The sequence below is a fragment of the Candidatus Omnitrophota bacterium genome (genome assembly GCA_028717245.1).
Taxonomy (GTDB): Bacteria; Omnitrophota; Gorgyraeia; order Gygaellales; family Profunditerraquicolaceae; genus JAGUYA01.
Genome location: JAQUOD010000001.1, coordinates 99,728 through 119,852, shown reverse-complemented (window position 1 = coordinate 119,852; position 20,125 = coordinate 99,728). Strand labels below are relative to the sequence as shown.

20 protein-coding genes and 2 tRNA genes are annotated in these 20,125 nt (G+C 44.8%); all 22 read left to right on the top strand.

Features of this window, described 5'->3' with window-relative positions:
* Positions 1 to 39: 39 nt before the first annotated feature.
* The 22 genes from pdxA to rplB all read left to right on the top strand — a co-directional run bounded on the left by pdxA (position 40) and on the right by rplB (position 20,125).
* A complete protein-coding gene (gene pdxA, locus PHV44_00755; GenBank protein ID MDD5591810.1) occupies positions 40 to 1,005 on the top strand; it encodes a 4-hydroxythreonine-4-phosphate dehydrogenase PdxA in 966 nt (321 codons plus the stop codon).
* A complete protein-coding gene (gene rsmA, locus PHV44_00750; protein ID MDD5591809.1) occupies positions 978 to 1,790 on the top strand; it encodes a 16S rRNA (adenine(1518)-N(6)/adenine(1519)-N(6))-dimethyltransferase RsmA in 813 nt (270 codons plus the stop codon). The genes pdxA and rsmA overlap by 28 nt, the downstream gene beginning before the upstream one ends.
* 432 nt (positions 1,791 to 2,222) lie before the next feature.
* Positions 2,223 to 2,295, top strand: a tRNA-Thr gene (locus PHV44_00745).
* 87 nt (positions 2,296 to 2,382) lie between these two features.
* Positions 2,383 to 2,532 carry a 50S ribosomal protein L33 gene (rpmG, locus tag PHV44_00740; GenBank protein MDD5591808.1) on the top strand — a complete coding sequence of 50 codons (150 nt, stop codon included), beginning with the start codon at positions 2,383 to 2,385 and terminating at the stop codon, positions 2,530 to 2,532.
* A gap of 115 nt (positions 2,533 to 2,647) precedes the next feature.
* Positions 2,648 to 2,718: transfer RNA gene (locus PHV44_00735), tRNA-Trp, on the top strand.
* A 25-nt stretch (positions 2,719 to 2,743) separates the two neighbouring features.
* Positions 2,744 to 2,935: a preprotein translocase subunit SecE gene (secE, locus tag PHV44_00730; GenBank protein MDD5591807.1), complete on the top strand. Its 192-nt coding sequence runs from the start codon at positions 2,744 to 2,746 to the stop codon at positions 2,933 to 2,935.
* On the top strand, positions 2,932 to 3,459 hold the full coding sequence (gene nusG, locus PHV44_00725) for a transcription termination/antitermination protein NusG (GenBank protein MDD5591806.1): 528 nt from the start codon (positions 2,932 to 2,934) through the stop codon (positions 3,457 to 3,459). The genes secE and nusG overlap by 4 nt, the downstream gene beginning before the upstream one ends.
* Before the next feature lie 3 nt (positions 3,460 to 3,462).
* Positions 3,463 to 3,888: a 50S ribosomal protein L11 gene (gene rplK / locus PHV44_00720; GenBank protein MDD5591805.1), complete on the top strand. Its 426-nt coding sequence runs from the start codon at positions 3,463 to 3,465 to the stop codon at positions 3,886 to 3,888.
* Positions 3,889 to 3,903: 15 nt separating this feature from the next.
* Entirely contained in the window at positions 3,904 to 4,584 is a 681-nt protein-coding gene (gene rplA / locus PHV44_00715; GenBank protein MDD5591804.1) for a 50S ribosomal protein L1, read from the top strand.
* A 2-nt stretch (positions 4,585 to 4,586) separates the two neighbouring features.
* On the top strand, positions 4,587 to 5,114 hold the full coding sequence (gene rplJ / locus PHV44_00710; protein MDD5591803.1) for a 50S ribosomal protein L10: 528 nt from the start codon (positions 4,587 to 4,589) through the stop codon (positions 5,112 to 5,114).
* 103 nt (positions 5,115 to 5,217) lie between these two features.
* The gene (gene rplL, locus PHV44_00705) at positions 5,218 to 5,610 is read left to right on the top strand and encodes a 50S ribosomal protein L7/L12 (GenBank protein MDD5591802.1); all 393 of its coding nucleotides are present in this window, start codon (positions 5,218 to 5,220) and stop codon (positions 5,608 to 5,610) included.
* Between the two features lie 120 nt (positions 5,611 to 5,730).
* Complete coding sequence (gene rpoB, locus PHV44_00700) at positions 5,731 to 9,135, top strand: DNA-directed RNA polymerase subunit beta (GenBank protein ID MDD5591801.1); 3,405 nt, start codon at positions 5,731 to 5,733, stop codon at positions 9,133 to 9,135.
* Positions 9,136 to 9,137: 2 nt separating this feature from the next.
* Entirely contained in the window at positions 9,138 to 13,172 is a 4,035-nt protein-coding gene (gene rpoC / locus PHV44_00695; protein ID MDD5591800.1) for a DNA-directed RNA polymerase subunit beta', read from the top strand.
* Between the two features lie 6 nt (positions 13,173 to 13,178).
* A complete protein-coding gene (gene rpsL / locus PHV44_00690; protein ID MDD5591799.1) occupies positions 13,179 to 13,553 on the top strand; it encodes a 30S ribosomal protein S12 in 375 nt (124 codons plus the stop codon).
* Positions 13,550 to 14,020 carry a 30S ribosomal protein S7 gene (gene rpsG, locus PHV44_00685; protein ID MDD5591798.1) on the top strand — a complete coding sequence of 157 codons (471 nt, stop codon included), beginning with the start codon at positions 13,550 to 13,552 and terminating at the stop codon, positions 14,018 to 14,020. The genes rpsL and rpsG overlap by 4 nt, the downstream gene beginning before the upstream one ends.
* Before the next feature lie 13 nt (positions 14,021 to 14,033).
* On the top strand, positions 14,034 to 16,130 hold the full coding sequence (gene fusA / locus PHV44_00680) for an elongation factor G (GenBank protein ID MDD5591797.1): 2,097 nt from the start codon (positions 14,034 to 14,036) through the stop codon (positions 16,128 to 16,130).
* Positions 16,131 to 16,149: 19 nt separating this feature from the next.
* Positions 16,150 to 17,352: an elongation factor Tu gene (tuf, locus tag PHV44_00675; GenBank protein MDD5591796.1), complete on the top strand. Its 1,203-nt coding sequence runs from the start codon at positions 16,150 to 16,152 to the stop codon at positions 17,350 to 17,352.
* 34 nt (positions 17,353 to 17,386) lie between these two features.
* Positions 17,387 to 17,689, top strand: a complete 303-nt coding sequence (gene rpsJ / locus PHV44_00670) for a 30S ribosomal protein S10 (protein ID MDD5591795.1) — start codon at positions 17,387 to 17,389, stop codon at positions 17,687 to 17,689.
* Entirely contained in the window at positions 17,686 to 18,315 is a 630-nt protein-coding gene (gene rplC / locus PHV44_00665; protein MDD5591794.1) for a 50S ribosomal protein L3, read from the top strand. Before rpsJ ends, rplC begins: the two co-directional genes overlap by 4 nt.
* 9 nt (positions 18,316 to 18,324) lie before the next feature.
* Entirely contained in the window at positions 18,325 to 18,996 is a 672-nt protein-coding gene (gene rplD, locus PHV44_00660; protein ID MDD5591793.1) for a 50S ribosomal protein L4, read from the top strand.
* Positions 18,993 to 19,271 (top strand): 50S ribosomal protein L23, encoded by a 279-nt coding sequence (gene rplW, locus PHV44_00655; protein ID MDD5591792.1) that lies wholly within the window; start codon positions 18,993 to 18,995, stop codon positions 19,269 to 19,271. Before rplD ends, rplW begins: the two co-directional genes overlap by 4 nt.
* Positions 19,272 to 19,291: 20 nt before the next feature.
* Positions 19,292 to 20,125 (top strand): 50S ribosomal protein L2, encoded by an 834-nt coding sequence (rplB, locus tag PHV44_00650; protein MDD5591791.1) that lies wholly within the window; start codon positions 19,292 to 19,294, stop codon positions 20,123 to 20,125.

The window sequence follows — 20,125 nt, the reverse complement described above, 5'->3', positions numbered from 1 at the left end:
AATTACGAATTACCAATTACGGATTACGGAAACAAATAAATGCATAATAAAATAAAAATCGGCATTACCATAGGCGACCCGGCGGGTGTAGGCCCTGCTATTATCGCTAAAGCAATACCTCAATTAAGAGGTTTGGCTGATTTTGTTATCATAGGAGATAGGTGGGTATTTAATCAGGTGTCAGGTGCCAGGTGTCAGGTGTCAGATATAAAATTTATAGATTTAAATAATGTAGCACGTAAAAATTTTAGATTCGGTGAAATGCGGGCTGAATATGGCAAGGCATCCATAGAATACCTGGATAAGGCAATGGATTTAATTAATCATAACAAGATAGATTCTCTGGTTACCTGCCCTATATCCAAGGAGGCAGTGAGTTTGGCGGGGTTTAAAAATTTCAGCGGGCATACGGAATATTTGGCCTCTGTTACAAATACGAAAAATTTTGCCATGATGCTTTTAAATAAAAAATTAAAAATCACCCTGGTTACGCGCCACATTGCTTTAAAAGACGTCCCCCTATGCTTAAGCAAAAAAGCAATATTTCAAACCGTAATTTTAACTTATGAATCCTTAAAAAAACTCTTCCGTACAAGAAACCCGCGCATCGTATTGTGCGGGCTTAATCCGCACGCCTCTGATAATGGGCTGATAGGAAAGGAAGAAAATAGGGTGATTAAACCTGTTCTGTCGCTTTTAAGAAAAAAAATAAAAGGCATAAGCATAGCCGGGCCGCAGGGGGCGGATATAGCAGCCTTAAAAACACTGCAAAAACAATACGACTGCATGATTGCCATGTATCACGACCAGGCATTAATCCCTTTGAAGGTATCAGCCGGCTTTAGCGGTGTAAATTTGACATTGGGCATTCCTTTTATCAGAACATCTCCTTTACACGGGACTGCCTTTGATATCGCAAAAAACTACCGGTTGGCCAATCCCGCATCATTAATTGAGGCAACCATGCTCGCATACAGATGTACCTTAAACCAAAAAAAAGATTAGGCCAGAATTTCCTGGTAGATAAAAATATCCAGAGAAAGATAGCCGTATCCTGTCAATTAGGGGCAGGCGACCATGTATTAGAAATAGGTTCGGGTTACGGCGATTTAACCAGGTTACTAGGACAGCATTGCGCCTTTATCTATGCGCTGGAGATAGATCCAGATTTAAGCAGGGTTTTAAAGGATAGTACCAAGGATTACGCAAATATAAGGATAATTAACCGGGATATCCTGAAATTTAACCTGAAGAATTATTTTAAGAAAGTGAAGGGGAGAATAAAAGTGGTGGGAAATATCCCATATTATATTACCACGCCTATTATCGAGCATCTTTTAAAATACCGCGATAAGATTGAATCCATCTTTATTACCGTCCAGAAGGAATTCGCTAAAAGGATAACCGCTAAAGCCGGCTCAAAGGACTACGGCTCTTTTAGCTGCTATGTGCAGTATTATTGCGCCGCTAGGCCGTTATTTTTTATTAAAAAGAACAGTTTTTTCCCCGCCCCCAAAGTAGATTCCTGCTTTATAGAGCTAGAGGTCAGGGAGGAAGGCGCTGTCAGGTTAAAAGATGAAAAGTTATTTTTTACCATTATCAGAAAGGCATTTAACCAAAGGAGAAAAACCTTAAGGAACAGCCTTTCTGGCATTATCCCTGTTTTGAAACTAACCGCATTTTTTGAAAAATACGGGATCAATAGAAATATCCGGCCCGAAGACCTTACTCTTCAGGATTTCGCCAATCTATCCAACATTAAAACCTGTTCCGTTTTAGAGGTGGAATAGGCCATACCCCGCTAGCCTATAAAAAAATATTAAAAAAAGGTTGACAAAGGTAGATTTTTAATATATACTTTTTCCTTTACGCAAACCTAAAGTCGCTTTTCTATATCTCTCTGTATAGATATACGGCATATAAGGTTAAGGAGAATTTTATAAATTCTTCATGGGGTGAGTTTTTTTATCCTGAAATTATTTTTATCCGCCTTCGTGCAGAAATCCACGGGTGTAAACCCGTAGATGAATGCAGGGAGGTAGCATTACGGCGGATGTCGTATAAACGTGTCTAAGGCGGACCCGCCGTAGCGAAGTGTAGGCGGGTAAATATAGGTACCACGGCTGTAAAGCCGTGGGGCTCCATAGGATAACAATGGATTATAGCCCGACGATAAAATCGTCTAAAGGGTTTTTTACTAATGACGTGGCTTATGGTAAACCGCTGGAGTAGCTCAGTCGGTAGAGCACGTCCTTGGTAAGGACGGGGTCACGGGTTCGATTCCCGTCTCCAGCTTGTAAAAGCTGTATCAAAGTATCATGTATCAAGGTATCAAAGTTTTACTTTGACACTCTGATACTTTGACACCTTGACACTACAAAGATGCGCGAAATTATTACATTAGAATGCACGGTTTGTAAAAATAGGAATTATACCACCACTAAGAATAAAAAATTGCATCAGGATAAGTTAGAGATAAAAAAGTTCTGCAGATTCTGTTATAAGCATACCCTCCACAAGGAGATAAAATGAAGCTCCGCGGGTTAAAGCACGCGGTTTCCCGGAGCTGAATACTCAAGCGGCCAAGTTCCGCCTGCGTTTTGTGGCTGCAAACGTATAAACGAGGGAAAGAAAACGGTATAAAAATAGGAGCGTCGGTTAATGGCAAACCAACGGTCTCCAAAACCGTTACTGCAGGTTCGACTCCTGCCGCTCCTGCTTAATTGAAGGCCGAACCTAAAAAATGAACGTATTCAAAAAGATAACGACCTTTTTAAAAGAGGTCAAAGCAGAGCTAAGCAAGGTATCCTGGTCGACCCGCCAGGAATTGATGGGTTCTACTGCCGTGGTGATCGCGGCCACCTTTATTATGGCTTTATTTATAGGCGTAATCGACATCTTACTTTCCCGCATATTGAGGTTGGTATTTAGATGAAGAAGTGGTACGTTGTTCACACACAGACCGGTTTAGAGAGTAAAGTAAAGCAGGCATTAGAGAATAAAATCGCCTTGCAAGGGCTCGGGGAATTTGTCACCAAAGTTATTATCCCTACCGAGCAGATTTCCGAAGTTCGTTCCGGCAGAAAGAAGATATCGCAAAGAAAATTTTTCCCGGGTTATCTTATTGTGGAAATGGAATTAAATGAAGACACTTATTTCCATATTAAGACTACGCCGGGAGTAACCGGGTTTATCGGCTTAGGAAAAAAACCTATGCCTTTATCGGAAGCGGAAGTTGAAAATATTTTAAAGAGGACGCAGGAGACCCAGGCCAAACCCAGCCCTAAGATTGTTTTTGAAAAAGGCGAACAGGTCAGGGTAAACGAAGGGCCTTTTTTGAATTTCAACGGCACCATTGAAGAAATCCATCCCGAAAGGGGTAAATTGAAGGTGAACGTTTCCATATTCGGCAGGTCAACGCCCGTAGAATTAGAGTATTGGCAGGTAGAAAAGGTATAAGTTATGGCTAAGAAGGTAGTCGCGCAAATTAAATTACACGTTCCCGCAGGGCAGGCGAATCCCGCTCCTCCGGTCGGGCCCGCGTTAGGCCAGCACGGAGTAAATATTATGCAATTCTGCAAACAGTTCAATGACCAGACTAAAGGCAGGGACGGCTTAATTCTACCGGCAGTGATCAGCGTGTATGAAGACAGGACCTTCAGTTTTATTATAAAAAGCCCCCCCTCTTCAGTGCTCCTGAAACGCGCAGCCAACCTCGCCAAGGCATCAGGCATAAGCGGTAAAGAAATCATCGGTAAGGTGACCAAAAAACAGGTTGAAGAAATTGCGAAACAGAAAGCAAAGGACTTAAATACTACCGATATGGAAGAGGCAATTAAGATCATAGCAGGCACGGCTAAGAGTATGGGTATAGCCATAGAGGGTTAAAGGCCAAAAAAAGAGATGAAAACGCACAGTAAACGTTACCGGGAATCTGAAAAACAAGTAGATAGAAATAAGGCTTACATATTAAAAGAGGCAATTTCTGTTTTAAAGAAGTTGTCGTTCCCTAAATTCGACCCCTCTGTAGATTTGCACTTTCATCTTAATGTTGACCCGAAAAAATCAGACCAGATGATCCGCGGCACGGTAGTCCTGCCGCACGGCACCGGAAAAAAGGTAAGGGTGGCTGTATTCTGCAGGGGAGAACACGAAAAACAGGCAAAAGAAGCTGCTGCCGATTACATAGGGGCTAATGATCTGATAGATAAAGTGTCCGCAGGATTCCTGGATTTTGATTGCGCCATCGCTACCCCGGAAATGATGAAAGACTTAAGTAAACTGGGGAAGATTTTGGGGCCGCGCGGCTTGATGCCTAGCCCTAAGACCGGCACAGTGACTAATGATATTGCCAAGGCCATCGAAGACGTAAAGAAGGGTAAGGTTGAATTCCGCGTAGATAAGCAGGGCGGCATACATTTATCCGTAGGCAAACTTTCCTTCCCGGAAGATAAAATTTACGAAAACGCTTCGCGGGTAATAGAGGCGCTTAATGAAGCCAAGCCCGCATCGGTCAAGGGTAAATTTATAGACAGTATGTTCGTTTCTACTACCATGAACCAGGGCTTAAGGCTGGTATTCTAAAGATGAAAAAACTGGGTTTAGTATTCAGGGAAACTCTGGAAAACCGCCTTAAAAAATATTTTAAGGAATCGCAGGGCCTTTTTATCGTGGGATATTCGAAATTATCCAGTCCGGATCTGACTACCCTGAGGAAATCGCTAAAAGGCGCAAAGGCCAAGCTCTTCGTGACCAAAAATAGCGTAGCCAGGCGCGCCCTGAAAGACTCCGGTTTAGAAGGTTTAATTAAGTCCGTAGAGGGGCCCTGCGGTTTAGTATTTGCCAAAGAAGAACCAGTAGATACCTCGCGCGTGTTATATGGCTTTTTCCGTGAGCATGAACAGTTAAAATTAGAAGCAGGATTTTTAGAAGACAAGATCCTGGATAAAAAAGATATCGAAAGGATGGCCCGGCTTCCCTGTAAGGAAATTTTGAGATATCAGGCTGTAATGGCTTTAAAATCACCTATCTTTGGTTTAGTAATGGTTCTTAAGGGGAATTTAAGAAAATTAGTTTATTGTTTAGAGCAGATAAAGAAGAAGAAAGAAAACTAAAATAGTGTCAAAGTATCAATGTGTCAAAAGTGTCAAAGAAAAAACTTTGATACCTTGATACCTGATACTTTGATACAAACTTGTCTAAAAGGAGGTTCATAAAATGGCTAAAGAAAATATGGAAGGGCTGATTAAATCCATAGAGGAGATGAGCGTATTAGAGCTATCGGATTTAGTGAAGGCCTTGGAGGAGAAGTTCGGCGTGCAGGCGAATATGCCGATTATGGCGGCACCAGCTGCCGGGGGGGCTGCTGCAGGGGCCGCTGCCGCAGCGCCGGAAGAAAAAAGTACCTTTACCGTAGTTTTGGCTAGCGCAGGTGCCAATAAGATTGCGGTAATAAAAGAAGTGAGGACAATGACCAGCCTCGGCCTAAAAGAAGCAAAGGACTTAGTAGACGCAGCTCCCAAGCCCGTAAAGGAAAACGTAGCTAAGGAAGAGGCTGAGGAGATGAAGAAAAAATTGGAAGCCGCCGGGGCAACGGTAGAATTAAAATAATAAGAAATGTTACCTAACGTTCCATGGGGTTCCATAACGTTACATAAGGTTACCTTAAAAAAGGCAGCTTTATGGAACCTTACGTAACCTTAGGCAACCTTACGTAACCTGATAGACAATATGCTTAAACATAAAAACTTTGCAAAATTTAAGGAATATTACGGCCTGCCTAATCTTCTTGATATCCAGCTTGAATCTTACTGTGAATTTCTGCAGATAGATATTCCCTCCCGCGAAAAAAAACATCAGGGATTACAGGAGGTATTCCTGGATATATTCCCGATAGAAAACGCAAGCCGCACAGTGAGGCTGGAATTTATCAGTTATTCTCTCGGGAAACCCAAATATGATATTGCCGAATCCAAGCGCCGGGCATTAAGCTACGCTGCACCTTTAAAGGTAAAGTTCAGGTTGACTACCCCCAAAGAAATCAAAGAACAGGATGCCTACTTCGGCGAAATACCTTTAATGACAGAAACCGGTACATTTATCATAAACGGCGATGAACGCGTAGTAGTCAGCCAATTGCAGCGTTCTCCGGGAGTTTCCTTTGAAGAAGAAAGCCATCCTACCGGCAAAAAGATATTCCACGGCCGGGTTATCCCTTACCGCGGGGCATGGCTTGAGTTTAAATATGACTTATCCGAAACCATCCTTGCTTATGTAGACAGGCGCAGAAATTTTCCCGCCACCCAGATATTAAGGATACTCGGTTTTTCCACCGACCAGGAGATTATTGCGGCCTTCGGCCATGAGTATCCGGAGATAACCAATACCTTAAAGAAAGACTATACCAAAAATAAAGAAGAGGCTTATTTAGATTTTTATCGCAAGATGCGGCCGACTGAGCCGATTACTAAAGAAGCAGCTGAGGCCTTATTCTACCGCTTATTCTTTGACCCCAACAGGTACGATTTAGAAAGGGCGGGCAGGTTTATCTTAAACAGAAAATTAGGCATGGACGTAGCTTTAGAAAAAAGGATCCTTGATTCGGCTACTATTATTAAGGTAATAGAATACTTGATTAAATTAAAAGACGGCCAGGGAAAAATTGACGATATAGACCATTTGGGCAACCGCCGCGTCAAGACTATCGGCGAATTAGTGCAGAACCAGGTAAGGATAGGCCTAAGCAGGATCGAACGTTCGATACGCGAGAGATTAAGCATATTGGGCGATTTTGACAACATAAGCGTGCATTACCTGATAAATTCCAAGCTATTATCTAACCAGATCCGCGATTTCTTTATGCGCAGCCAGCTCTCGCAATTTATGGACCAGGTAAATCCTCTGGCTGAGATGACCCATAAACGCAGGCTTAGCGCCTTAGGCCCCGGCGGGTTATCCCGGGAACGCGCCGGGTTTGAAGTCAGGGATATACACCCTTCGCACTATGGCAGGGTTTGCCCCATTGAAACCCCTGAAGGCCCGAATATCGGCTTGATCGCCTCTCTGAGTACTTATGCCCGGGTAAATCCCCTGGGATTACTGGAGACGCCATATCGTAAGGCAGAAGAGGGCCGGGTTACGCGTAAGATTGAATATTTAACCGCGGATATTGAGGAAGAAAAGGTAATCGCCCAGGCGAACGTCCCCATAGACGACGAAGGGCATTTCTTAGAACGCGAAATATCCTGCCGCTATAAAGGCGATTTTCCCAAAGTCAGCCCTAAGCGCGTGGAATATATGGACGTCTCCCCAAAACAGCTGGTTTCCGTTGCTGCTTCTTTAATCCCTTTCCTGGAACATGATGATGCTAACCGCGCATTGATGGGTTCAAATATGCAAAGACAGGCTGTGCCATTAATGATTACTGAGGCGCCTATCGTAGGGACATTCATGGAGAAGAAGGTTGCCGTTGATTCGGGCACTGTAATAGTAGCCGCGGAATCAGGCAAGGTGGCCTATGTCGATGCTTCAACCATAACTATAGGTAAAAAGACATATCACCTTAATAAATTTTTGCGTACAAACGCAGATACCTGTTTAAATCAAAGGCCGCTGGTAAAACCGGGCCAGCATGTCGAAAAAGGCGAGGTCATTGCCGACGGCACAGCTACAAAAAATGGGGAATTGGCGCTGGGAAAGAATTTACTCTGCGCCTTTATGCCCTGGCGAGGGTATAATTTTGAAGATGCTATCCTGGTCAGCGAAAAGGTGACTAAAGAAGACGCCTTTACTTCTATACACGTAGAAAAATTTGAAACAGAAGCCACTGAAACGCGCCTGGGTAACGAAGAGATAACCCGCGATATCCCCAATGTCAGCGAAGAATCTTTAAACAACTTAGACGAAACAGGTATAATCCGTATCGGCGCAGAAGTAGCTTCAGGGGATATCCTGGTAGGCAAAGTTACGCCCAAGACCGAGTCAGAGCTTTCTCCGGAAGAGAGGCTCCTACGCGCCATATTCGGCGAAAAGGCCGGGGATGTACGCGATACTTCTTTAACCGTTCCGCCGGGCGTAGAAGGCGTAGTTATAGACGTACACATCTTCCAGCGTAAAGAAAGAGGCAGGAAATCCAAGGAAGATAAGACCAAGGAATTGGCAAAAATCCGGGAACTAAAGGCTTACTATAAACAGGAAATGGATTTTATACAGACCGAAAAAACAGCGCGCCTGAGCCAGGTTTTAGGCGTAGATAAAAGAAAAATAGAGACCATGGATTTTACTAATAATGAAGAGGCAAAAATTCTGGCTTCTTCATTCGACGAGCAGATACAAAAACTATTAGCCGAACAGGAACAGGAAATAGAAAAGGTCAGACGCGGCGATGAATTGCCGCCCGGGGTTTTAAAAAGGGTAGTGGTTTATATTGCCACAAAGCGCAAGCTTTCCGAAGGCGATAAATTAGCCGGCAGGCACGGCAATAAAGGGGTAGTGGCAAAAATAGTCCCCGAGCAGGACATGCCTTATTTACCCGACGGCACGCCTATTGATATAGTATTAAACCCCCTGGGCGTCCCCTCCCGTATGAATGTAGGGCAAATCCTGGAGACGCATCTGGGCTGGGCAGCCAAGGCCTTGGGCCTTGCGGTGACCACTCCGGTATTTGACGGTGCCACAGAAGCAGAAATTAAAGAAATGTTGAAAAAAGCGGGCTTACCCGAAGACGGCAAAATAACCCTTTACGACGGATTTAACGGCGAGCCTTTTGACCAGAAGGTCACTGTAGGTTATATCTATATGATGAAACTGATTCATCTGGTAGATGAAAAGATCCACGCCCGTTCCATCGGGCCTTATTCTTTGGTTACACAGCAGCCTTTGGGCGGCAAGGCCCAGTTTGGCGGCCAAAGATTAGGAGAAATGGAAGTCTGGGCATTAGAGGCATACGGGGCGGCATTTACCTTACAGGAGATGCTTACCGTAAAAAGCGACGATGTCTCAGGAAGGACTCGTATATACGAGGCAATTGTCAAGGGAGAGCAGAGGTTGACCCATGGCACGCCCGAATCATTTAATGTCTTGATAAAAGAACTCCAGGGGTTAGGCCTGGATGTGCATATGGACAAGGACAAATAAGCATGGAAGAAATTATCCAGTTTAACAGTATCTCGATTAAAATTGCATCCTCCCAGGTGATAAAATCCTGGTCCAAGGGAGAGGTTAGAAAGGCAGAGACGGTAAATTACCGTACCCTTAAGCCGGAAAAAGACGGCTTGTTCTGCGAAAAAATCTTTGGCCCTGTGCGTGACTGGGAGTGTAACTGCGGTAAATATAAAGGCATAAAATTTAAAGGGGTCACCTGCGACCGTTGCGGCGTAACCGTAGAGCGCTCAGCCGTACGCAGGGAACGTATGGGGCACATTGAATTAGCCGCGCCCGTTACGCATATCTGGTTTTTTAAAGCTGTCCCCAGCCGCTTATCAGCACTCTTAGATATGACGCTACGGGATTTAGAAAAAATAATCTATTATGAAGAATATGTGGTCATTGACCCCGGCACCACTACTTTAAAGAAAAAAGAGCTCTTAAGCGAAGAGAAATACCAGGAGGCATTAAGTAAATACGGCGGTAATTTTAAGGCCAAGATCGGCGCAGAAGCAGTGCAGGATTTATTAAAAGAATTAGACATGGATACTTACTGCCGTAAGCTGCGCCGGGATTTAGGCAAGTCCAAAGAAATAATGGCTAACCGCAAAACCCTAAAAACCTTAAAGATTATTGAAGATTTTAAGAAATCCGGTAATAAGCCGGAGTGGATGATTTTGGATATTCTACCGGTTATACCCCCGGATCTAAGGCCCCTGGTGCCCTTAGACGGCGGAAGATTTGCTACCTCTGACCTCAATGATTTATACCGCAGGGTTATTAACCGCAACAATCGTTTAAGGAAACTTATAGAATTAAACGCCCCGGAAATCATTATCCGTAACGAAAAACGCATGCTCCAGGAAGCAGTGGATGCCCTTCTGGACAATGGCCGCCACGGCCGGCCGGTAATGGGCGCGAATAACCGGCCGCTTAAGTCGCTTGCGGACATGCTTAAAGGCAAACAGGGCAGGTTCAGGCAGAACCTCCTGGGCAAACGCGTGGATTATTCCGGCCGTTCCGTCATTGTAGTAGGGCCGGAACTCAAATTGCACGAATGCGGCCTGCCTAAACAGATGGCCCTGGAATTATTTGAACCGTTTATCATCAAAAAATTAAGAGAAAGAGGGTTTGTGCATACCATTAAAGGCGCGCGCAGAATGGTAGAACACGGAAAGATTGAAGTATGGGATATCCTGGATGAAGTAATCAAAGACCATCCCGTTCTTTTAAATCGCGCACCCACCCTTCACCGCTTAAGCATACAGGCCTTTCAACCCGTTTTAATCGAAGGCAAATCCATAAAAATTCATCCTTTAGTATGCACTGCTTTTAACGCGGATTTTGACGGCGACCAGATGGCAGTGCATGTGCCCCTTTCGCTAGAATCCCAAATCGAAGCAAAAATACTCATGCTCTCCATAAACAACGTATTTTCTCCGGCAGACGGAAGGCCGATTATCAGCCCTACCCAGGACACAATCTTAGGGGTATCGTATCTTTCCAAAGAGAAACCCGGGGCAAAGGGCGAGAATAAAATATTCGCTAATTCCGATGAGGCCATCATCGCTTACGAAGATAAAGAACTGGACCTGCATGCCAAAATAAAATTAAGGATAAATTCCCTTTATGATTTAGAAGAAAAAAAAGTCATTACGGAAAAACAGATTATCTCTACCACCGTAGGCAGGATTATTTTTAATCAGATATTACCTTCCGGGTTTGGTTTTGTGAATAGAGAATTAAACAAAAGCAAGGTAGGCGATATCGTAGCCGAATGCTATAAACGTTTCGGGCACTCCAGGATAATCGTGCTGCTCGATGATATCAAAAAAATGGGATTTGAATTCGCTACCCTCGGAGGAATATCTATCGGTATAGATGACCTCAAGATCCCCAAAGCCAAGGGAGAGGTCTTAAAAGAAGCCAAGGATGAAGTCGCCAAGATCGAGGAGCAGTATCGTAACGGCATTATTACAGAGAGAGAACGCTATAATAAGGTTATTGATGTCTGGACCCACGCTACCGATAAGGTCTCCGATTTATTATTTAAAGAGATGGAGCCGTTTAACCCCATATTTATGATGGCGGATTCAGGGGCAAGAGGTTCAAGGCTCCAGGTAAGGCAGTTAGCGGGCATGCGCGGCCTGATGGCCAAGCCTTCGGGAGAAATCATCGAAAGCCCTATCACCGCCAATTTTAGGGAAGGCTTGAACGTTTTGGAATATTTTATTTCTACTCACGGCGCGCGCAAGGGGCTTGCCGATACGGCGCTGAAGACCGCGGACGCAGGGTATCTTACGCGCAGGCTCGTAGATGTGGCTCAGGAAGTTATTGTGACTGAGGGTGACTGCGGCACGCTAAACGGTATTACGGTTTCTGCGATTATTGAGGGCGACGAAGTAGTAGTCAGCCTGAAGGACCGTATAATAGGAAGAGTGGCGCTGGATAATGTCGTGGATATCATTACTGATGCGGTGATCATAGAAGCGGGTTCTGAAATTACCGAAGAAAAAGCCGAGATGATCGAGAAATTGGGCATTGAGAAGATACGTATACGCAGCGTCCTCACTTGCGAAGTAGGCAGAGGAGTTTGCGTGAAATGTTATGGCCGCAATCTCGCCACCGGCAGGCCCGTAGAGTTAGGTGAGGCAGTAGGCGTAATCGCCGCGCAGAGCATAGGCGAACCCGGCACACAGCTGACCATGAGGACCTTCCATATCGGCGGTACTGCTTCCAGGATCGTTGCGCAGTCATTTATAAAGGCAAAAAATAAGGGGGAAATCAAATACCACAGCTTAAGGGTTGTAGAAAAAAATAAAGGGGTTATAGTCTTAAACAGAAATGGTTCCATAAGCATAAACGATAAACAGGGAAGAGAACTTGAACGTTATGCCGTGCCGCAAGGTTCTTTTATCAGTATTGCTGACGGAGAAGAGGTAGCAAAAGGCATCTCTTTTATCCGTTGGGACCCCTATACCCAGCCTATTCTTACTGAAGTGGCCGGGCAGGTAAAATATGAGGACCTGCGCGATAATGTTACTATCAGGGAAGAACTGAATCCCGTAACCAAATTAACCGAACGCGTGGTCGTAGAACACAAGCAGGAATACCACCCGCAAATAATAATCCTGGACGACAAAAAAGAAGTTATGGGTATATATCCTATCCCTGCGGGGGCACATATATTGGTCAATGACGGCCAGAAAACAACTGCGGGCGAGCTCTTAGCGAAAATCCCCAGGCACATCGTGAAAACCAGGGATATTACCGGCGGCCTACCGCGCGTAGCGGAATTATTTGAAGCCAGGCGGCCCAAAGATCCGGCAATCATCAGCGAAATAGACGGTTTCGTAGAATTCGGCGAGACTAAGAAAGGCCAACGCGTGATTATCGTAAAATCGCCTACCGGTATGCAGAGGGAATACAGTATTCCTCACGGAAAGCACCCCAACGTATATAAGGGCGATAAGGTCTCAGCCGGACAGCAATTAACCGACGGGCCGGTAGTATTGCAGGATATTTTAAGGGTCTGCGGCGATAAGGTTTTACAGGAATACCTGGTTAATGAAGTCCAGGAGGTTTACCGGTTGCAAGGCGTACGCATAAACGATAAACATATTGAGACAATTATCAGGCAGATGTTAAAAAAAATCAGAATAGAAGATCCGGGCGATACGGAATTCCTGGCTACGCAACAGGTAGATAAATGGAAATTCCAGAAGGAGAATATGCGCGTAATCAAAAAAGGCGAGAAGCCCGCGGTCGCCACGCCTTTACTCTTAGGTATTACTAAGGCCGCCCTGACCACGGAAAGTTTTATTTCTGCGGCCAGTTTTCAGGAAACAACAAGGGTCCTTACCGATGCCGCGGCTTCAGGCAAAAGTGATGAATTATTCGGCCTCAAAGAAAACGTTATAGTAGGCCATCTTATCCCGGCTGGCACGGGTTTTTATACCCATCGCGATATTGAAGTAACTAAAACAGTAAACGAACCTAAAGAAGCTGTTACCGTAGAAAGTAAGTAAGGTTAAATGCCGACTATTGCACAATTAATCAGGCAGGGTAGGATCTTAAAAAAGAAAAAGACAAAATCGCCAGCCTTAAAAGGTTGCCCTCAGAGAAGGGGCGTGTGTCTACAGGTGCGTACTATGACTCCCAAGAAACCTAATTCTGCCTTACGTAAAATTGCCAGGGTAAGGTTAACGACGGGGATAGAGGTAACTTCGTATATACCTGGCGAAGGTCATAATTTACAGGAACACTCCATAGTTTTAGTCAGGGGCGGACGCGTGAAAGATTTACCTGGCGTAAGATACCATATTGTCAGGGGCACCCTGGATGCGGCCGGAGTTAATCAACGCAAGAAGTCGCGTTCAAAATATGGAGCCAAGAGGCCTAAGCAATGAGAAGACGAAAAGCACAGGAAAAAGAAGTATTAGCTGACCCTAAGTTTAACAGTAAAATAGTAGCCAAGTTTGTCAATATGGTTATGCTGGAAGGTAAAAAGTCCATTGCCGAAAGGATAGTTTACGGCGCATTTGAAGTAATAAAACAACAGCTCAATGATCCGGACGTATTGAAGATTTTTCATAAGGCAATAGATAATGTTAGGCCACGCCTGGAAGTAAAACCCAGGCGCGTGGGAGGCGCGACTTACCAGGTGCCGATTGAGGTAAAACAGGAACGCGGCACATCCATTGCACTACGCTGGATAAGGGACTTTTCCCGGACCAGAAAAGGTAAAAGTATGAAGGAAAAATTAGCCGATGAAATCATCGCTGCTTATAAAGGAGAAGGCGCGGCTATTAAGAAAAGGGACGACACGCATAAGATGGCAGAATCTAATAAGGCATTTGCGCATTTTAGGTGGTAATTTCGTTATCACGATGAAAGAAAAATCTTTAACTAAACTTAGAAATATCGGTATTATCGCCCATATTGATGCGGGTAAGACTACCACTACCGAACGCATACTTTATTTTACGGGCAAGACCTATAAAATCGGAGAGGTAGACGAAGGCACTGCTACTATGGACTGGATGGTCCAGGAACAGGAAAGGGGCATTACTATTACTGCTGCCTGTACTACCTGTAACTGGAATGACTTTCGCATCAATATCATTGATACCCCCGGGCATGTTGATTTTACCGTAGAGGTCGAAAGGTCCCTGAAGGTGCTGGATGGGGCAGTAATTGTTTTCTGCGGAGTGGGCGGGGTTGAGCCGCAGTCAGAGACAGTCTGGCGCCAGGCTGAGCGTTACGGCGTGCCCAAGATCGCCTTCGTAAATAAAATGGACCGTATCGGAAGCAACTTTTTCGGCACTATTGAAGAAATACATAAAAAATTAGGGGCAAACGCTGCCGCGATACAGCTGCCTTTTGGCCAGGAAGAAAATTTTAAAGGTATTATTGATATCATAGAAAAAAAACTAATCGTATATAAAGACGACGCAGGCAGAGAGTTCGATATTATGGATGTGCCCGCTGACAAATTGGCTGAATTAGATAAATACCACCACATACTGCTGGAAAAATTGGCAGAGGTAGACGATACGATAATGAGTTATTACGTACAGAATAAAGAAATAACTGCGGCCTTGATAAAAGAAACGATAAGGAGAAAGGTTATTGAGGATAAGTTTATCCCGGTTTTGTGCGGCTCCTCTTTAAGGAACAAAGGCATGCAGATGCTTTTGGATGCCATCTGCGATTATCTGCCTTCGCCTCTGGATTTACCGCCGATAAAGGGTATGGAGCCGGAAACGCGGGAGCACGAGGAGATAGCTGCCTCAGACGAAGCGCCCTTCTGCGCTTTATGCTTTAAGGTAATGGTGGATCCTTATGTAGGGAGGATTAATTACCTGCGGGTATACTCCGGAGTCCTGAATTCCGGGTCTTATATTTATAATGCCTCGCGCAGGACCAGGGAACGCATTACAAAATTAATGTTTATGCATGCTAACCGCCAAGAGGTCGTAGACAACATTTCTACCGGCGATATTGCTGCGGTTGCGGGATTAAAAGAGACTAAAACAGGGGACACGCTTTGCGAGGAGGCTAACCCCATACTTATTGAAGCAATGCGTTTTCCCGAACCGGTAATCCAGCAGGCAGTAGAACCCAAAACTAAACAAGACCAGGAAAAAATGGGCATGGCTTTACATAAATTAGCGGAAGAGGACCCTTCTTTTCGCGTAACCTATAATCACGAAACAGGGCAGACCATTATTTCAGGAATGGGCCAGTTACATTTAGAGATAGTTATCGACCGAATATTACGCGAATTTAGTGTGGAGGCACAGGTAGGTTTACCCCAGGTTGCCTATCGCGAAACTATTACTAAAAAGGTAATCTCAACGGGAAAATTTATCCAACAAAGCGGTGGCCACGGACAATACGGACATGCGGTCTTGGAGATGTCGCCCCAGGAGATGCCCGGTGCCGGGATAACCTTTGAGAATAAAATAAGGAGCGGCGCTATCCCTAGAGAATTTATCCCGTCGGTCGAAGACGGTGTGTTAGGCGCGGCTAAAAGCGGCGTATTAGCGGGCTATCCGGTTACGGATGTAAAAGTGGAATTAATAGACGGTTCGTTCCATGAAGTAGATTCTTCGGAGATGGCCTTTAAAATGGCCGGGGCAATCGCTTTTAATGAAGGCCTCAAGAAAGCAAATTCTATTTTATTAGAGCCGATTATGGACATGGAGATTGTCGTGCCGGAGGAATATATGGGGCAGATAATCGGCGACTTAAATTCCCGGAGGGCAAAGATAACCTCGCTTGCCGTGCGCGGGAATGTGCGTACAATCAGAAATTATGTGCCCTTGGCAGAAGTATTTAATTACGCAACCGTATCGCGTTCTTTAACGCAAGGCCGGGCGTCCTATACAATGGAGCCCTCGTTTTACGCTGAGGTGCCTTCACATATAGCAGAAAAGATAAAGTCAGGTTTTACAACTACGGGGACAAGGAAAACTCTTTAAATAAACAGGAGGTGTATAAATGGCTAAAGAAAAGTTTGTCAGGAGCAAGCCTCACGTAAATATCGGGACCATAGGCCATATTGACCATGGCAAGACAACGTTAACGGCAGCTATTACAAAGGTACTCTCAAAACTCGGTAAGGCTACTGCAAGAGATTATGCTGATATTGCCAAAGGCGGTACCGTAAGGGACGAAACAAAAGTAGTTACGATTTCGGTTGCGCACGTTGAATACGAAACCGATGCGCGCCACTACGCCCATATAGATTGCCCGGGCCATGCCGACTATATCAAAAACATGATTACGGGGGCAGCCCAGATGGACGGGGCAATACTCGTTGTTTCTGCAGCCGACGGGCCCATGCCTCAGACAAGAGAACATATTCTTTTGGCAAGGCAGGTAAACGTTCCGTCAATGGTAGTATTTTTAAATAAGGTGGACTTGGTTACCGACAAAGAGCTCCTTGATTTAGTAGAAATGGAGGTCAGGGAACTGCTGACAAAATATGGCTATCCCGGCGACAAGACACCTATTATTAAAGGGAGCGCCTCAAAGGCAATGGCAACAGATGACCCAAATAGCCCTGAAGCTAAACCTATTTTAGATTTGATGAAAGCAGTGGATGAGTTTATTCCCATTCCTGTAAGAGATCTCGACAAACCTTTGCTTATGGCCGTGGAAGATGTATTTAGCATTGAAGGCAGAGGAACGGTCGGGACAGGAAGAATCGAGCGCGGCAAAGTCAAATTAAACGATGAAGTCGAACTGGTTGGTTTAAGGCCAGAAGTAAGGAAAACAGTAGTCACGGGCATTGAAATGTTCAGGAAACTTTTGGATGAAGGCCAGGCCGGCGATAACGTCGGGCTGCTCTTAAGGGGTGTCGAAAAAGACGGTATTGAGCGCGGTATGGTTATAGCCGCACCTAAATCCATTACCCCCCATACCAAATTTAAGGCCCAGGTCTACGTATTAGCCAAAGAGGAAGGCGGAAGGCATACTCCTTTCTTCAAGGGGTACAGGCCGCAGTTCTATTTTCGTACCACTGACGTTACCGGAAGCGTAACTCTTCCGCAGGGCGTAGAAATGGTTATGCCCGGAGATAATGTGAATGTAGAAATAGAGTTAATCACGCCTATTGCCATGGAAAAAGAATCACGTTTTGCCATACGCGAAGGCGGGCGTACCGTCGGCGCAGGCGTAGTAACTGAAGTTATTGCTTAACCGGCTGACAGACTAACAACGGACTAAAACGGACATGCTACAGAAGATACGCATAAAACTAAAAGCCTACGATCACCGTCTTTTGGACCAGGCAGTAGAAGAGATCGTGGAAACCGTAAAACGCACCGGCGCAAAAATTTCCGGGCCGGTGCCGTTGCCTACTAAAAGAGAAATTTATACCGTGTTACGGTCTCCGGTTATCGATAAGAAATCGCGCGAACAATTCGAGCTCTCTACGCATAAGCGCCTTATCGATATCTTCGAGCCTACCTCCAAGACGATTGATTCGTTAAGAAAACTCAATCTGCCGGCAGGGGTAGATGTGGAAATCAAATGACAGGGATATTAGGAAAAAAAATAGGGATGACGCAGGTTTTTAGCGCGGATAATAAAAAGGTCTGCGTTACAGCCATTGAGGCAGGCCCATGCCCTGTCTTAGCCGTCAAAGACAAACACATACAGCTGGGGTTTGATGCCGCTACCGAGAAACGCACAAAAAAACCGCTGGCAGGATATTTTAAAAAACTAAACATTACCCCCCGGAAATTAATTAGAGAGTTTATAAAAGAACCTGGTAGAGAATATAAAGTCGGAGAGGAATTAAAAGTGGATTTGTTTCAAATCGGGGATTTTGTAGATATATCCGGTATATCCAAGGGTAAGGGGTTTCAAGGAGGGATGAAGCGTTGGAATTGGCATGGCGGGCCCAAGACGCACGGCTCAACATCGCACCGCCGCGTAGGTTCCATGGGTTCCAGCACTACTCCCGGCAGGGTATTTAAAGGCCATCACGCTCCCGGACATATGGGTGCCGCTCGCGTAACCTTACAGAATTTACGGGTAGTTAAGATAGACGCACAAAATAACCTTATATTAATAAAAGGCGCGGTGCCGGGATGTAATAATAGTTATTTAGTTATTACTAAGGCGAAAAAAAAGAAGAGACCGGAAACTAAAAAATAAACAACGATAATGAACAGCATTACTTTACCTATATATAATACGCAAGGCCAGGAAATAGAAACCTTAAAGCTTGATGCTGTTGTTTTTAACGGCCAGGTCAATACCAAGGCTATGTATCAGGCTGTGGTCGCTTACAGGGCATCCCAAAGAAAGGGCTTGGCCTCTACCAAGACTATGGGCGAGGTATCCGGCGGCGGACGTAAACCCTGGAGGCAGAAAGGGACCGGGCGCGCCAGGGTCGGTTCCATACGTTCTCCTCTCTGGAGGCACGGCGGCGTAATCTTCGGGCCCCATCCGCGGGATTTTTCTTATACCCTGCCTGTGAAAATAAAAAACTTGGCCCTAATGTCCAGCCTTAACGCAAAGGTGAATGAAAATAATTTAATTGTCCTGGATAACCTAAAAATAGAAACGCCAAAAACAAAAGAGGCTGTCAAGATCCTTTCTCATTTAAAAATTAATCCAAACAAGAAAAACAGAAAGGGCTCCGGCTCAAAGCATGTAAAAGCGCTCCTATTATTAGATAAAATGGGCGAAAATTTAAAATTGGCTTTGCGTAATATTGATTTTTTAAGTATTAACCGCGCGCAGGATACGTATGCATATGAGATTCTGGCTGCCCATAAATTGATTATTACCAAAGATGGCCTGCGCGAGTTGACCGCAAGATTAAAAAAATGACTTATTCTCACGAAATCATCAAGGCTTTATTAAAGACCGAGAAATCAACCCTGCACGAACCAGAAAACCAATACCTTTTTCTGGTAGATAAGGCAGCGAATAAAATTCAAATTAAAAAGGCCGTGGAGGATATATATAAAGTAGGGGTTAAAGGTGTCAATACCCTTATAGCCAGCGGAAAATTAAAAAGGGTAAGGTATCAATTAGGCAAGACCCCGGATTTTAAGAAAGCAGTAGTCACCCTAAAAGAAGGGCAGAAGATAACTGTTGCTTAGTAACTAGTAATTCTAATACCATGGGAATTAAAAAATTTAAGCCAACAACACATTCAAGGCGCTGGATGAGCGGGTGCGACTTTTCGGAAATTACTAAAGATAAACCCGAAAAGTCACTCATCGCCCCTCTCAAGAAGACCGGGGGCAGAAACGTTTATGGCCGCATAACCACAAGGCATATCGGCGGCGGGCATAAAAGAATGCTGCGCCTTATTGATTTTAAGAGGGCTCTCCTTGAGGTGAACGCAAAGGTTATTGCCATTGAGTATGACCCTAACCGTACCTCCAGGATCGCGTTGGTTGAATATCCTAATAAGGAAAAAAAATACATTTTAAGCCCCCAGGGATTAAGGGTAGGAGATGAAATTATCGCCTCTGACCAGAAAAACGCCGAAATCAAAATCGGTAACTGCCTTCCTTTAAGATATATCCCCTCGGGAACCATGATCCACAACATCGAATTAATCAAAGGTAACGGCGGGCAGATCGTCAGGAGCGCAGGTTCATCCGCCCAGATTATGGCTAAAGAACAGGAATGGGCGCACATCAGGCTGCCCTCGGGAGAAGTCAGGCTTGTAGATTTAGACTGCCATGCCACTATAGGCCAGGTCAGCAATATTGAACATGAGGCCATAAGTTATGGCAAGGCAGGAAGGATACGTTGGTTAGGGATTAAGCCTACGGTCAGGGGGCTGGCGATGAATCCCGTGGATCATCCCCATGGCGGCGGCGAAGGAAAATCAGGCCAGGGCAATCCCCATCCAGTAACACCTTGGGGCATGCCTACTAAAGGTTACAAAACAAGAAAGAAAAATAAGTATTCGAATAAATTCATTATAAAAAGAAGGAAATAA

Excerpts from the sequence above, each read along its gene's own strand:
- pdxA (MDD5591810.1), top strand. The coding sequence starts at position 40 with ATGCATAATAAAATAAAAATCGGCATTACCATAGGCGACCCGGCGGGT.
- rsmA (MDD5591809.1), top strand. The coding sequence starts at position 978 with ATGTACCTTAAACCAAAAAAAAGATTAGGCCAGAATTTCCTGGTAGAT.
- rpmG (MDD5591808.1), top strand. The coding sequence starts at position 2,383 with ATGCGCGAAATTATTACATTAGAATGCACGGTTTGTAAAAATAGGAAT.
- secE (MDD5591807.1), top strand. The coding sequence starts at position 2,744 with ATGAACGTATTCAAAAAGATAACGACCTTTTTAAAAGAGGTCAAAGCA.
- nusG (MDD5591806.1), top strand. The coding sequence starts at position 2,932 with ATGAAGAAGTGGTACGTTGTTCACACACAGACCGGTTTAGAGAGTAAA.
- rplK (MDD5591805.1), top strand. The coding sequence starts at position 3,463 with ATGGCTAAGAAGGTAGTCGCGCAAATTAAATTACACGTTCCCGCAGGG.
- rplA (MDD5591804.1), top strand. The coding sequence starts at position 3,904 with ATGAAAACGCACAGTAAACGTTACCGGGAATCTGAAAAACAAGTAGAT.
- rplJ (MDD5591803.1), top strand. The coding sequence starts at position 4,587 with ATGAAAAAACTGGGTTTAGTATTCAGGGAAACTCTGGAAAACCGCCTT.
- rplL (MDD5591802.1), top strand. The coding sequence starts at position 5,218 with ATGGCTAAAGAAAATATGGAAGGGCTGATTAAATCCATAGAGGAGATG.
- rpoB (MDD5591801.1), top strand. The coding sequence starts at position 5,731 with ATGCTTAAACATAAAAACTTTGCAAAATTTAAGGAATATTACGGCCTG.
- rpoC (MDD5591800.1), top strand. The coding sequence starts at position 9,138 with ATGGAAGAAATTATCCAGTTTAACAGTATCTCGATTAAAATTGCATCC.
- rpsL (MDD5591799.1), top strand. The coding sequence starts at position 13,179 with ATGCCGACTATTGCACAATTAATCAGGCAGGGTAGGATCTTAAAAAAG.
- rpsG (MDD5591798.1), top strand. The coding sequence starts at position 13,550 with ATGAGAAGACGAAAAGCACAGGAAAAAGAAGTATTAGCTGACCCTAAG.
- fusA (MDD5591797.1), top strand. The coding sequence starts at position 14,034 with ATGAAAGAAAAATCTTTAACTAAACTTAGAAATATCGGTATTATCGCC.
- tuf (MDD5591796.1), top strand. The coding sequence starts at position 16,150 with ATGGCTAAAGAAAAGTTTGTCAGGAGCAAGCCTCACGTAAATATCGGG.
- rpsJ (MDD5591795.1), top strand. The coding sequence starts at position 17,387 with ATGCTACAGAAGATACGCATAAAACTAAAAGCCTACGATCACCGTCTT.
- rplC (MDD5591794.1), top strand. The coding sequence starts at position 17,686 with ATGACAGGGATATTAGGAAAAAAAATAGGGATGACGCAGGTTTTTAGC.
- rplD (MDD5591793.1), top strand. The coding sequence starts at position 18,325 with ATGAACAGCATTACTTTACCTATATATAATACGCAAGGCCAGGAAATA.
- rplW (MDD5591792.1), top strand. The coding sequence starts at position 18,993 with ATGACTTATTCTCACGAAATCATCAAGGCTTTATTAAAGACCGAGAAA.
- rplB (MDD5591791.1), top strand. The coding sequence starts at position 19,292 with ATGGGAATTAAAAAATTTAAGCCAACAACACATTCAAGGCGCTGGATG.